This is a genomic window from Acetobacter sp. KSO5 (assembly GCF_044094635.1).
GTDB lineage: Bacteria > Pseudomonadota > Alphaproteobacteria > Acetobacterales > Acetobacteraceae > Acetobacter > Acetobacter cerevisiae.
This window is the reverse complement of sequence record NZ_CP172014.1, coordinates 1747454-1761009: the sequence shown is the minus strand read 5'-3', so window position 1 is coordinate 1761009 and position 13556 is coordinate 1747454. Positions and strand designations below refer to the sequence as shown.

The window sequence follows — 13556 nt, the reverse complement described above, 5'->3', positions numbered from 1 at the left end:
TAGAATATGTCAAAAACGTTGAAGTGTAGGATGGTCGGCGATGAACATAAAAGATTACCAAGATTGACATGCCAAAAGACGTGAAGATTGACCTAATTCTCCATCGTGATGCTTCAAACTGCATGGTTCATTCTGCCAGAACAGACTTCAATGTCGCTCTCGCGCCTTCGACCACCCAAATTGATGTGGAACAGCTTGCGAACACACGTACCAGAATTGAAGCGAGCCTATCTGGTGGTGAGAAATTGAAGCCAGCCGACCTAGAGGCAATCGGCGTCTTGCTATCTCGAGTTCTATTTGCTGGTCCAGTTAGACAGATATACGATGCAGCGTCCCACGGCAGTGCCGTCCAGCTTTCGCTGTGCATTACCGATCCAGGCCTCAAGAGCATCCCGTGGGAGTTTTTGATCTGGCCCGACCTCAAAGTAGCCCCGCACTTCGCTCGGTCGATCTGTAGACTAGTTACGTCCACTCCTTCTCGGCCGCTGCAAAATCTCAACTTAAACGGTGGGATTAGGATTATACTTGTTGTTTCGCAACCATCAGATCAACCCTCCGTTGAGTGGATTGAGACTCAAAACACAATGAAAACTCTCATCGCCGCGACCACACCGCAGCTTGACGCCAAAGCTATGGAATTTATGGTTTGCGAAGCTTCGGACTCTTCGAGGGTGAGAGAGGCTGTGCAAGCTTTCGACCCACACATTGTGCATTTCATCGGGCACGGAGCACCGAACGCGCTCATTTTTGCAAAACACGGCAGCCAGAAATCGCATCCTCTTAGCGCCGCGCAGGTACATAATGTACTTTCGTCGAAATCAACGCGTCTCGTGGTGCTCTCGGCTTGCGATACGGCGAACGTGGGTTCTGACATCGCTCCGCTTATCCCAATCGCGGAGAGAATGGTACAGGCGGGTGTGCCTGCAATCGTAGCGAACCAGATGCCGGTCTCGTTGCGGTCTATTCATTCTTTCTGTGGAGCATTATACGGAGAGTTACTGAAGAGCGGGAACATCGATCGGGCGGTTAATGCAGGTCGCATTGCAATGGGCGTTGCATTTGACAATATCGGCGTTGCAGCCGTTGAATGGGGGGTGCCTGTGCTATACCGTCGTTCAGGTTGTGGTCAGTTGTTCACTACTCGGGTGAAAAAATGACAATCAAAGCACCCGTTAACTTACTATATGCCAATACAGCGAAGATGAATTTCAATTCTTCTGCAACAGCACGCACGAGACGAGTGCGGTCACGTGTATCACAGTCGACCCGTAAGATCGGAGTCTTCGACGTGAGTGCGCGTGCCGGACTCCTTTTTCGTGTCCTAGACCATGTTAGTCGTCGCCAGTCTAAGTTCACTTTCTATCCAGTGGAGGCATCACTGCCGATGGGGGTGGGTATGATCGGCGACGCGTTTCGCTCTCGCTTTGAGACTGGGAGGAGGCGTATTCTGGAGAATGACTGGGACGAACTCTCTCAGAACATCGCGGTTCAGGAGTTTTTTCCATTTTTGGCCGAGACGCGCAAACGTATTAACGTCGATGTTATAGTAGGGCTGTTTGCGCCTATGTTGGCATATACGATTGATAATGGAGATAACACGCTCAGCTTGGAGTGGAATTATTTCTCGGTGGGCGAAGGCAGAGAAGTCGCGATTTCGTCATATGGGATCCGTGAATATGCCAGCAAGGCTGGAAGGCCATTTGAAGCAGCAATAGCGATGATGACCATGGCTCAGGTCTGGTCGAGCATCTACAATGTTGGGTTTCATGAGGAGACTAGAGGTTGTCCTTTTGACTTCTGCGAAAATCGAGACGACCTAGTCGGTGCCATAAAGCGTATGGAATTATGCGCGCAGTCGCTCGAAGCGATACCCGCCAACGAGCGCGACAGTGTCTTGAAGTGCCTAGAGGCCATACGGGACTACTGCCGATGACAGATGTCTTAATTTTTGTGCCGGGTTTAATGGGGTCAGAACTTTGGGACAATAAGGGTAAGGTATGGCCGGGGAGTACTTTGGATTTACTCTGTGGTTATAGTAAAGACAAATTCAACCGGTTGCTTTCGCCAGACTTGGAACCAAAGGCAATCCTACGAAAAGCTGTGGGGATCGTAGATGTCTACGATATTTGGATACGCACCTTCGGAAAATTGATTAATCGCGAAACGGGTGACCGGATGTTCGACGAAGCAGGTGCAAAACCTACGCTTATTCCTGTCCCTTACGATTGGCGGCTCTCGCTTGACATCGGCGCAGAGGCATTAGCATCGGCGATCCAGAAAGCGACATGCGATCATGGGGCCAACATCAACATCCATATTGCGGCTCACAGCATGGGCGGCCTCGTTTCACGCTTTTATCTCCAGTCGGGCCAGTTCCATGAGAGACTTGGTTTCGAAAGGATTTCATCACTTATAACTTTTGGAACACCGCATAATGGTGCGGTCGTCGCGCTTGCCAGCGCGCTCGGCCAAGAGCGCGCTCAATTCCTGAGTGAGGAGCAGTCGAAGACGCTGGCAAACGACGCTCGCTACCCTGCAGTCTATCATCTCTTTCCCCAGCCTGGATCGGCACCTGTATGGGAGCGTGGGGCAGGCGGGCGCTTGAGGAGTCATGACGTCTACAATCCTGCAATTTCAGATGTTCTTGGTCTGACGAAATCTAGTCTAGCGAGCGCGTTGACCGCCTTTGAACAGCTTCAGAAGCCGTGGCCGGATATGCGTACGTTTTTCTTCGTCGGCAACAGGTTTGAGACTATGACCCATTTACTTTGGGACGGGGTGCGAGCCGTACTTGTGAAGTCTAAGGACGGTGGTGATGGTACGGTCAACCTTCAGGGCTCTATCGTGAGCGCTCACCAAATCCGGCTCACCGACAAGAATCATATGTCACTGATTAAAGCGGATGAAGTGCTGATGGCGCTTCAGGACTTTTTTGATGCTGATGGTCTTCTTGCAATGTCGGTGCAAACCGTCATCTCTCTAACACCTGCTAAGCTGTTCATTGAGCACAAGGAGCCGATTGAGGTCCTACTTGAGATCGATGGTCCGGCAGCGGAAGTCGAAGGGATACTCTATTTGGAACGAGCGAGATTATCCAGTGATGCAGATGGAGTAGACGAAAGTGCCTTCTCGGAATCGCAAAAGGAGTTCGTTCGCTCGCTCGATTACAACGGACCCGAACTGGTTTCTCTTAAGGTCGAGATAGAAGGTATAGCAGGACCAGCAATCTTGCGTCCTGTCTTCGAAACGAAGGACGCAGGGCAAAAATTCATCGGTCCGGCGTTTGTGGTTAAGCGGCCGGATTGACTACTTGGTCTATGTGTGTGGCTATATTTTAAGGCTCTTGAAGAAAAGAACGCGACAAACGTCCGCGTTTGCGAAAATCTGTTCGGGAGCGCAGATGTCCGACATGAGGGCGTAAGCCGCAGGTCAGCTATTTTTGAGATTTAAGAAGATTAGCGAGCAGTGCCTTGGAGCTTAGCAAAACCGTCTCAAATTCGGATCGGGGAGGGGGGCGTTGATGGCGTAAGTAACGTCAGGTCAGGCGCATGCAGAAAAAAGGCTCGAAAAACAGTCACTTAAACTCCATTGGCTCTCAACTTGCGATTGCCGCAAGCTGAGAACCAATCCTGCCCCCGCAACCACTTCCATCATAAATCCCTACAAATTGACGTCTGATCGCCATGAAACACTGGCTTATCAGACAGTTACACACGCTTCGACCTTCGAAAGAGGGCCGGGTGATCACGCGCGTCTACGCATCGCCATGGCCTACAGGGCCGCCTCAACCGGTTTCTCCGATCCGTCCAGAACGAAACGTAGAAACCAATGAGAAATATCATCATGCGTGATGACGCAGTGAGAATGCTGTCACGCCCGGCCCGGGAGGCCTGGCTGACAAGAAATACCAGATATAATTCACAGACAGGAAGTCTCATGGTCTGGAATGTTATTACATGGGAATGGCGTCCGGCCACCTCGGAGAATATCTTGGAGCTTTGTCCTCTGAGTGTAAGGGGTTTTGGGGATCCGGATGACATCTGGACGGACGTCCGGCGTAAGGCCAGCAGGCAGTCTTATGATCCGCAGCAGCGCGGCGACACTCCCGTACATAATGAGGAAAAACGCGGGGAATGGCTAAAGGAAAGCCGGCGACGGAAATGTCTCCCCGAACGCATTGAAATCTTCAACGTGATACAGGGCCGGTGGGTGGTGGTCACTCAGGAGAACCTGGCGGAGCATTACTCCCGCTCATATTGGGAACCCATCGGGCTGCACAAAGCGTGGGAAGAAATCGAGGCCGGGGCGGTTGCTGACCCCGAAGCAGAGTTGACCCTGCGAGAGCACGCTGAATTTCTGGCTAAGCATCTCTTCGGAACGCTGCGCAAAAGCCCAGAAACGCCCGATGAGCGTATTTCAGTCATCGTAGAGGAGTTTGATCCTGCACGCGAAGAGGGGGAGCAGGCACCTCCTCCCCCTCCGCCGCTTCCGACATTCGAGGAGCGGCTGGACGCCAGGATGCCCGAAGTGCTCGAAATCTGGGCTGCCTCTCAGACAGGCCACATCACCTCACGGTTGGTGGTCGAAGATCTGCTTCATTATCAATGGCCAATATCTACGATCCATCAACGGGCACTTGGCCGCGCCATGCGGCAGGCTGGATGGACCTTGCAGAGAACTGCAAAAAAAAGGTTCTGGGTTAAAAACGATTAAGGAAAATATCGCCCTTCCTCGTGAAGTATTCAGCGGGGAAGAGTGCTTATGGGGGAAAGAAGAATGTCCGCTTCGGGGCATGGGCCTTCAGAAGCGGACGTCGTCGGCAATCGCGGAGCGGTTCAATGCGCTTGTGTAAGATAGAAATCAGCAACGCACTCACCAGCGAATACGAACGCCCCGGTCGCTGCCGCTGCCCTTCCTGCGGCTCCCTGTATCGTATCTTGATGACCGCCAAATAAGCTGGCTGTGAGGTCCACGCCAGAAAGAGATTTCACAAGATAGGAAAAAGTTATTGTGCCCCCTCTTCTTCCATGAGTGGGGATTGGCTCGCTCGCTCAATGTCAAGTAGACCAATTGGAGGGTTCTCAACCCCTTCACGTTTAGCCTGTCGAAAAGCTTTAACTCAATCTCTCGACACATCTACCGCATCCAGGCGTTCGCCCAATAGAAAACCGCAATCGCTCTCCACGCCTGAAACCCCGAAATCACGCCAGCGCTTAACTACAAAAGGTTAATGTGACAACATCAGAACAACTTCTGTTTGTCGATCTTGGGATAGTATTTGTCAATATTCAAAAGACGAGCTGCTGTCGCCCACTTTACCGCCAAGGGAACACACAATACCGCCAGCAATAAATAGGTTAGAACCAATGCAAAAGAAAAATGTGGATATTCATGCTGATAAATGACTGCAATCGGCATAATTATTAAATATGCAAGCCCGATACCACCCAAGATGCTGTTTGTTCCTTTTTCAAACCATTGTCGATCCCGATTTCCTATCGCGATAAACTCGCCCTGGCCAACATTCCACTGAACAATGCTGCGGACCGATTTGATGTCATTAAGCATAGCAATTGGATTGCTACGGAGGTAGGCCGCCGTAATCTCGTATGTGGAAAAAGCAGAACCCATTGCCTCGTATACTGCATAATAAAGGACGAGAGGGTTTGCTTTTTCAATATCGGGATTTTTCTTTAAGAAGCCATAGATTTTCTCCCTCTTTGATCTGGATAGGCGAAACTGCGCCGACATCAATCGGTGATACGAGAAAACCGTCGCAATACCGAGACCGCACGCAGCCGAAATCGATTTCACCTCACTGGTAAAAACTTCAAGAACTTGAAAATCCACGAATACATCACTCCAAAAGCACTCTTATATACTGCTACCCGCCAGGCTAGGGGGGGGAAGCAGCATGTCCGGTATCGGGGGCTATTCTCATCCACGAGACATCCGCGTAGGCTCTTTTTTCTAAGAAAACACGGGGGATTGATCGTTTCAGAAAAATCAACCTTAGTCGCAGGATTATTCTATCGCTATGGTGAACCATGAATGAACAACGAAAGTATGACATCGCGTTATCGTTCGCGGGAGAAGAGCGAGATTACGTTGATCGTGTCGCTAACCTTCTTGATGAACGTGGCGTAAAAGTATTTTATGATCTCTTCGAGGAAGCCGATTTATGGGGGAAAGACCTCTACAGTCATCTCTCTGATGTTTATCACAAACAAGCCCAATTTACTGTGATGTTTATCTCTAAAGCCTATGCTCGTAAGCTTTGGACTAATCAGGAGCGAAAGTCGGCTCAGGCTCGTGCGTTCCAATCTGCTGAAGAGTATATATTGCCAGCACGTTTTGATGATACTGAAATACCGGGAATATTGTGCACGGTGGGCTATGTCTCGTTAAAAAATCGTTCTCCCGAAGACTTAGTCTCTCTTATTACGAAAAAGCTTATTAGCTCGGGCGGATTGATTCCGACAGAGTTGGTTCGTCGCGATTTTAGCATTCTGGCGCGTCATCACGTCGGCGTAGCCAGAAAGTTTTCTGTGATCGTCACAGATGATGAAGGTACACCTATAAAAAATTGTGAGATTACTTTGCAGGCCGACAATGGAACCTACAATAGTATCAAAACCAATGATGATGGCGACGTAACATTTGATTTAAAGACCCGGAGATCCACAAAACTACTAGTGTCGCATCCTACTTTTCCCGCAGCGATATATGACAAGGTGGACCCAGATGGAACTATGGAAATTACGTTGCCCCGAATGGACAACCTTGGTTCTGTTACGATGCATAGAACCGGCTCTCTTCCAGGACTCAAGGGAAGTCTGAACCCCATTCTTGACACATCAAATAGAACTTATCTTTACGCTACCAATATTTCCATCAATGGTGGCCAGACGCAGCCTGTCACATTCAAAATCAATGTACCATTAGAACTCGAAGACACAGATGGAGCGATTGTATATGCAACGGTAAAGCATATCGCTGGTGACATATCTTTGCTTCAGTATACTAGGAAACCTGAAGTGTAAGGCTAAACTTAAGAATTACGATGATCGCTGGAAAAATGGTTTCGAACAAAGTCTGCTTTCTGGCTAGCCGCAAGGCGCTTCAAACGATCCAGATGAAGGCGTAAATTATACGAAAAGAGGTGACAGAAAGCTTGGGAGGACGGATCGGGAAATTATGAGGAATAATTGCACGGGAGTAGACATTAATCTTCATTTTTATTTGCCTACTGCTCAGTTTTGGCTTACCTATCAGGTTAATTATTTGATAAGATTGGCGCCGATTATTTTAAGAACAGAGTTTTCTGATACTTTTACATGGTCATGATAAAATAGGATAGTAAAGTCGAACTCAAGCAGGAGCACTGAGTAATGGAAAACTTATGGAACGCCATGGGGGTCGCAACTCCTTTCGTTACGGCTATAGTGTTTGGTGCAATTGCATTTTTTGGAAGGGAAACCTTTAAAAGTGTTTTGCAAAATGAATTCTCAACTTCCCTAGAAGATTACAAAAAATCAATTCAAAAAGAACTTTCAGAGTTTACAAGCTCATTAAAAAAGGAAGAAAATAAAGAACTTGCAAAATTAACTGGAGAAATAACACGCGCCACCGAAGAATTTAAAACGACAACAGGAAGATCTCTTGATAGAAAAATTAGATTTAGCGAAAAAGAATACGAAGGTCTATCTGAATGCTGGTTATTGCTTCGAACCACTTTCGAAGTAATAAATGAAATTGCTCTTGAGCCATCGATGTTGCCCCCCATAGAGAATATGGATGAAATACAGTTAAATCAATACCTTACTTCATTAGGTTTAGATGAAAATCAACAATCAACAGTTAATTCATCTCCAGAGAAAATAAAATTATTATTTCATATATTAAGCAAAAAAAACGAAAAAATAATAAAATCTAATTGCGATAGATTTTTAGAATCTTTGTATAAATATCAGTTGTTTTTTGATGAAGATATTTACGCTGACTTTCATGAGCTATTTGCGATATCGGAAAATATCTGGTTCAAAAAAAATCAAATTTCTAATCCAAATATTTCAGAAGAGACAAAGCTAAAAAATCGTGAATACATACTTGAAAATAAAGGAGTTAAATCTCGGGAGAAAATGTCTCGTTTGATAGAAAAAATAAAAGAGAATCTAAATAAATAATTTTATTAGAATGGCATATGATTTATTAAATATAATACCAATGCAGTATTTTTATTATATTCGTTTTCGCTTTTCGACATCAGCCATGATGGAAAGATGTTATTGATATATTGTCCGTAAAAATCTGGAAACATGCTACTGAGCTGAATAATTCGCAGAAAGCGAAGCAGTTCATGTCTGCTATTCGGAAAGCATATCGAAGCGTTAATTGACTATTTTGAGGCGAGTGCTGCCTGTCTGCTTCATTCTTGAAGTCGACAGGCGGTCAGGCGGAAAATCGCAACACCAACTACCAGATCTGAATAACGTCAAACGAACCCGCATTCCCAAAGATATGTCAATTGCTATGGTCTGTTTCTTCGCAGTGCAAGAAACGCGAAGCCGAGACCGAACAGAAAGTCGCCCAACCCGTAAATACTGAAGAAAAACCGCGCCATCCATGAGGCCTGGTCGAGCATCGCATGGTGGGCCAGAAGCCATCTTGCCCACAGGAAGGCGTAGATCATCTTCTCCACGAAGAACACGCACAGCAGCGGGCGTGCCTGACTGAAGATGCGGCTAACGGAGAGATAGGCAAAGCCCCATAGCATGATCGAGACCATGCCGAGTGTGGAAAATGTCTCCGGATCAAGTCGGGTCAGTGCATCGCTCGTAAAGAACTGGCTGAATGTCAGGATGCCAGCGATGTTGTACAGCCCGGCAACAATCATGAACAGGGTGGCAGATCTCGTGTTTTTCATTGTGATGTTTTTCGTTTGTTCCGCCGGTCGGCTCGAAGGCTGAGTAAAAATGTCCAGACTGATCCCGACCGGGCACTACTCATCGGCTGACAATCTGACTGGCGATACGGTGCAGATCCGCATTGTCATACGTCCGGTATCCATCGCCCGTCCGGCCCACGAGACCGACAATCGCCTTCGCGACGGTTTTCGCGTCAATCGCGCCATATCGGGAAAGCCTGCCGACCATGAGCGGCGCAAGGGCCGCCACCAGTCGTTGACCGATTACCTCCATCGGCCGTGCCTCTGCCCGATGGCCCAGCAGCATTCCGGGGCGCAGGATGTCCACGCGACGGAAACCAAGCGCCCTGACGTCACGCTCGATCGCGCCCTTGGTTCTGAGGTAAAAACCGGGACCACCGGCCCCCACAGAGGAAACAAGAATGAACTGGCGCGCGCCAGATGCGTATGCGCCTCTGGCGAAAGTGAGGACGTAGTCGTGATCGACGCGAAACATCGCCGTCCGCGATCCCGCAGCACGAATTGTCGTGCCCAGACAGGAAATCGCCACATCAATTCCGGAAGGAGCCACATCACGCAATGTCATTTCGGGCGCAGAACACAGCCGTTCAAAATCAATGACATGATCGGAGCCCGATGATTTTCGACGCGTCAGGCTGGTGACGACGGTATCTGGCCGCGTGGCGAGGTCCACATCGACAGAACGTCCGATGAGGCCGGTACCACCGACAAGCAGAACGCGCGTTGTCATCGCAGGATCAGATTTGTGATGGCGTCGGTGAGCTTGCCGAACGGCGGCTGAAGCAGCGTTGCCGCGTTGAGGCGGCCCTGTTTGTAAACGCCACGGGCATGGGTGAGCGCGATGAAGCCTTCCTTCCCGTGATAGGCTCCGATGCCGCTGTCCCCCACGCCGCCAAAGGGCAGATCGTCCTGCGCAATGTGCAGCAGGGTGCCGTTGATCGTCACGTTTCCGGAAACCGTGTGCTTCAGAAGTCTGTCGCGTTTAGAGCGGTTGTCGCCAAAATAATACAGGGCCAGAGGCCGGGGGCGCGCGTTGATGAAGGCAACTGCCTCGTCCAGTGTGCGGTAGGTCAACACAGGCAGGACCGGTCCGAAAATCTCCTCCTGCATCACTGCCATTTGCGGTGTCACATCCAACAGCAGCACGGGTGCCAGCACATGGCTCTCATCTGAATTACTCCCCAGACGGATCACCTGTGCGCCCTGCGCAGCGGCATTGTCGATCAGGCCGGTCAGTCGCGCGTAATGGTGCGCGTTGAGGATGGCTGTGTAATCCGGAGAGCCGGCGTAACCACCCGGATGCTGCTTTTTCACGGCCTCCTGCCAGGCTTTGGCAAATATTTCCCTGTCGTTTTCATGAACCAGCACATAATCCGGCGCGATACAGGTCTGCCCGGCATTGGTCAGCTTGCCGAACACCACACGGTCTGCCACCCGCTGCATGGAAAAACCGGGCTCGATCACCACGGGAGACTTGCCGCCCAGTTCCAGGGTAACGGGCGTCAGATTGCGCGCCGCCGCTTCAGCAACCTTCTTTCCGACTGTTGTGCTGCCGGTGAACAGGATATGATCGAACGGCAACGCCGAGAACGCCGCGCCCACTTCACCGTCCCCCGTGACGACGGAAACCTGCTCCGGTGAAAAAATGGCCTGAACAATCTTTCCGATCACAGCCGATGTGGCCGGGGTGAATTCCGAGGGTTTGAGCATGGCCCGGTTGCCGGCGGCAATCGCCGTCGCCAGCGGCACGAGGGCCAGCGAGACCGGATAATTCCACGGGGCGATAATCCCTACGACGCCCACCGGTTGCCGGACCACCCAGGCGCGACCGCACTGGAAATAGGCCGACACGTGTCGGCGTTCCGGCTTCATCCAGCATCCGACATGCCGGATCATATAATTGATCGACTGCACCAGCGGGATCAGTTCCACAATGGCGCTTTCCCGTTCGGACCGCTGACCGAAATCCGTTTTCAGGGCGCATACGATCTCGGTCCGCCGCTTCAGGATTTCGGCTTTCAGACGCCGCAGATCGGCCCGACGCTGCTTTAGATCGGGTGGGCCGGCCAGCAGGAATGCGGCGCGCTGGCGGTTGAGAATACGGTGCAGGTCAGCGGGCGTAGCATCGGACATTGCGCCCTCCATGTTTACATGAGAAACTTATGTAGGCAGGATATGGAGCACAACAAGCCGGTGTCAATGAAAGTTTCTTCCGTAAACATGGACCTCACGAATGAGTGAAACCAAGGATCGCCCCTACCATCACGGCGATCTCCGCCGTGCCCTTATTGACACGGCGCTCGCCATGCTGGCCGCAGACCAGAACTGGACCTTCACCCTAAGGGAGGTGGCGCGGCGCACGGGCGTCAGTCACGCTGCCCCTTACAAGCATTTCCGGGACAGGGAAGAACTGCTTCGGGAACTGGCCCGGATTGGCTTCGTCAGGCTTGGAGAGACCATGCAGGAAGCTATGTCCTTGGACCTACCTTCCACGCGTGCACAATTCACGGTCACAGCGCAGGCCTGTATTGAATTTGCATGTCAAAATCCCGGTCTTTATCGGCTGATGTTCAGTTCCGATGCGGATAAGACGATAGACCCGCAGTTGCATGACGCGGCCATGGATACATTCGGAATACTTCTGGAACTTCTGCAGAAGGGCGAAGAGGATGGCAGCTTCCGTCCCGTCGCTATTCGGGCGCTGGCAGCAGCAAGCTGGGCGCAGGTGCATGGTCTGGCCATGCTGGCGATCAGTAATCAGTTGCTTGAAGAAAAGGTCGGACCAGCGCCGGTTCCGGCCGCGTTGGACGTGTTGCTGGATGGAATGTGCGACAGCGTTTGATAGGGCAAAAGCAATGTCCGCTTTGCGAAGAGCTAATTGCTTGCTTGAGTATTCGAGATGAAGGCCAAAGCAGTTTGTCTGCTTGCTACGCGCTCAACGGACCTACCGGTTTCGCCTCATGTCAGACATCAGGCGGTTGGGAGAGTTTCCCGGAATCCGACATGAAACATCCAGCACTCTGCTGGAAACTCCTGATAGCGAACTTGCGCGCGCATTCCTACTCGCTCGAGGTTCGAAACTCATCAGGTGAGCAGCGCCCAATGATGATAGGAACTATGAAATCATCATACCCCTTTGCGGATTGTGAAGATACTTAGTTTTGTACGGTTATAGGCGGGTCACGGTGGTATTTAGGTCGCGAACGAAGCCATCTCGGACGTTTGACACGGCATCTTCTTTTACTAGAGGCCTAGCGCGTGCTTGGCCGCACTCATATTGGGCGCATAGTCAAGTTTTATTGCACCGAATTCCGCTGCGATTTCGGGCTTCAAAATCCTGCCCTCTGTCAAATATTCATTGGTGTTCGACGAAAGGAAAACGATGGGTGTCGTCACCCCGGCACCCCGCAAAATCGACACCGCTTCAAGATAGGTTTCATAGACCAGGCAATCTTTGGAGGACTCCTTGCCGCGTCTCGCTGGAGCGATACAAGCGTTGACCCGCGCAAATGCTTTGGCGGGAGTCTGAGGGCTGGGCACGACCCTGTCGAGCTTGGCAAGCCAACGCCCGACAACCGCTCTTGCACGACCGACATGATCGTCAAGATGCGCAAGGTTGACGTTACCCGGAGCGCCAAAGACTGCGGAGAGCCTGTTGATGCGGTCGAGTTGCTCCCGCACCTTCTTGAGATTGCGTTCGGCCTCATCCTGTACGGGCTGGTCATGATCGGAAAACTCGATCGCCACCTGTTCAGCCATAAGGCATATGAGACGACCGGCTTCCGCCGCCGTCACGAGATCGATGGCTGCCTGCCGATCGTGGGGTTTCGCTGTCTCACGTGTTGGGTCACGCATGACGTCCAGAATAGAGCACGTGTCGATGCACAGCACCGGAACGCCCGCTGATGCAATCGCGTGTGCGTCCATCCGCATTATTGCTCGTCATAATAGGCAAGAAGAGCGATTGCGGTCTCGAAATCGCCCGCAAGATTATGCGCGGAATCCTCGTCCCAGCCGTCCACTTCATGCAGCCAACGTGCCAACCTGTCAGCGCCGGGTTTGTCGCCGCTGCGATGCACAGCGACAAGAAAATCGAACCACCGGCGTTCATCCAATGGGTGACTTGCTCCCGTGGACTTGTTGGCCGCACCGGAAAAGCGCTTGAGCTTCAGCGCGGCGTCTGCTGACAACCAATCATCGAGCGTCTGCCGAGGTTCGGTCGTCGAAATGGTAAAACCGAATAGGGCAGTGACCGGCGCGGCAATACGCACGATAAAATCCGTGAGCACGGCGTTGTATTGGGCGAAGGTGAGACTCCCCATCTCCAAGGGTACGATATTCGGGACATAATAGCCGTCCTTCGTTCCCCATAGGGTGAGCCCGGCCGCCGGATGGTCTTGGCTGGCATCTCGACGAAAAAGGACGACATCTTCCGAGGTTACAGCGTTGCGCGCCACCTCGGCCGATCGTTCCAGATCCACTCGCCAAGGACTAACCGCCGCTGCGATCAACGCTTCGCGCAGTTCAGGCCGCTTCTCGATCTCGCCGTGAATGGCCATGTCTTGGAAAACTTCGAGTTTATCTGTCATATCGCTTCTTTCGGAACATC

Annotated in this window: 13 protein-coding genes; 7 read left to right on the top strand and 6 right to left on the bottom strand. The window is 51.0% G+C overall.

Going from position 1 to position 13556, the window contains the following annotated elements:
- Positions 1-68: 68 nt before the first annotated feature.
- The 4 genes from ACHQGU_RS08015 (at position 69) to ACHQGU_RS08000 (ending at position 4713) form a co-directional block, all read left to right on the top strand.
- Entirely contained in the window at positions 69-1157 is a 1089-nt protein-coding gene (locus tag ACHQGU_RS08015) for a CHAT domain-containing protein (RefSeq protein ID WP_395494598.1), read from the top strand.
- A gap of 131 nt (positions 1158-1288) precedes the next feature.
- The gene (locus ACHQGU_RS08010) at positions 1289-1933 is read left to right on the top strand and encodes a hypothetical protein (RefSeq protein WP_395494597.1); all 645 of its coding nucleotides are present in this window, start codon (positions 1289-1291) and stop codon (positions 1931-1933) included.
- Positions 1930-3306 carry an esterase/lipase family protein gene (locus ACHQGU_RS08005; RefSeq protein WP_395494596.1) on the top strand — a complete coding sequence of 459 codons (1377 nt, stop codon included), beginning with the start codon at positions 1930-1932 and terminating at the stop codon, positions 3304-3306. The genes ACHQGU_RS08010 and ACHQGU_RS08005 overlap by 4 nt, the downstream gene beginning before the upstream one ends.
- Before the next feature lie 630 nt (positions 3307-3936).
- Entirely contained in the window at positions 3937-4713 is a 777-nt protein-coding gene (locus tag ACHQGU_RS08000) for a hypothetical protein (RefSeq protein WP_395494595.1), read from the top strand.
- A 528-nt stretch (positions 4714-5241) separates the two neighbouring features.
- Here the strand turns inward: ACHQGU_RS08000 and ACHQGU_RS07995 are convergent.
- Positions 5242-5850, bottom strand: a complete 609-nt coding sequence (locus tag ACHQGU_RS07995; protein WP_395494594.1) for a hypothetical protein — start codon at positions 5848-5850, stop codon at positions 5242-5244.
- Positions 5851-6047: 197 nt separating this feature from the next.
- Between ACHQGU_RS07995 and ACHQGU_RS07990 the strand changes: the two genes are divergently transcribed.
- Positions 6048-7043: a TIR domain-containing protein gene (locus ACHQGU_RS07990; protein WP_395494593.1), complete on the top strand. Its 996-nt coding sequence runs from the start codon at positions 6048-6050 to the stop codon at positions 7041-7043.
- 348 nt (positions 7044-7391) lie between these two features.
- Positions 7392-8186, top strand: coding sequence for a hypothetical protein (locus ACHQGU_RS07985; RefSeq protein WP_395494592.1), 795 nt, complete (start codon positions 7392-7394; stop codon positions 8184-8186).
- A gap of 344 nt (positions 8187-8530) precedes the next feature.
- Here ACHQGU_RS07985 and ACHQGU_RS07980 read toward each other — a convergent pair whose 3' ends face one another.
- The 3 genes from ACHQGU_RS07980 to ACHQGU_RS07970 form a co-directional block, all read right to left on the bottom strand.
- On the bottom strand, positions 8531-8926 hold the full coding sequence (locus ACHQGU_RS07980) for a hypothetical protein (RefSeq protein ID WP_395494591.1): 396 nt from the start codon (positions 8924-8926) through the stop codon (positions 8531-8533).
- Positions 8927-9005: 79 nt separating this feature from the next.
- Positions 9006-9677 (bottom strand): NAD-dependent epimerase/dehydratase family protein, encoded by a 672-nt coding sequence (locus ACHQGU_RS07975; RefSeq protein ID WP_395494590.1) that lies wholly within the window; start codon positions 9675-9677, stop codon positions 9006-9008.
- Positions 9674-11080 carry a coniferyl aldehyde dehydrogenase gene (locus ACHQGU_RS07970; RefSeq protein ID WP_395494589.1) on the bottom strand — a complete coding sequence of 469 codons (1407 nt, stop codon included), beginning with the start codon at positions 11078-11080 and terminating at the stop codon, positions 9674-9676. The genes ACHQGU_RS07975 and ACHQGU_RS07970 overlap by 4 nt, the downstream gene beginning before the upstream one ends.
- A gap of 100 nt (positions 11081-11180) precedes the next feature.
- Between ACHQGU_RS07970 and ACHQGU_RS07965 the strand changes: the two genes are divergently transcribed.
- On the top strand, positions 11181-11789 hold the full coding sequence (locus ACHQGU_RS07965) for a TetR/AcrR family transcriptional regulator (protein ID WP_395494588.1): 609 nt from the start codon (positions 11181-11183) through the stop codon (positions 11787-11789).
- Between the two features lie 401 nt (positions 11790-12190).
- Here ACHQGU_RS07965 and ACHQGU_RS07960 read toward each other — a convergent pair whose 3' ends face one another.
- The gene (locus ACHQGU_RS07960; protein WP_395494587.1) at positions 12191-12880 is read right to left on the bottom strand and encodes a PIN domain-containing protein; all 690 of its coding nucleotides are present in this window, start codon (positions 12878-12880) and stop codon (positions 12191-12193) included.
- Positions 12880-13536: a hypothetical protein gene (locus ACHQGU_RS07955; RefSeq protein ID WP_395494586.1), complete on the bottom strand. Its 657-nt coding sequence runs from the start codon at positions 13534-13536 to the stop codon at positions 12880-12882. Before ACHQGU_RS07955 ends, ACHQGU_RS07960 begins: the two co-directional genes overlap by 1 nt.
- Between the last annotated feature and the right edge of the window lie 20 nt (positions 13537-13556).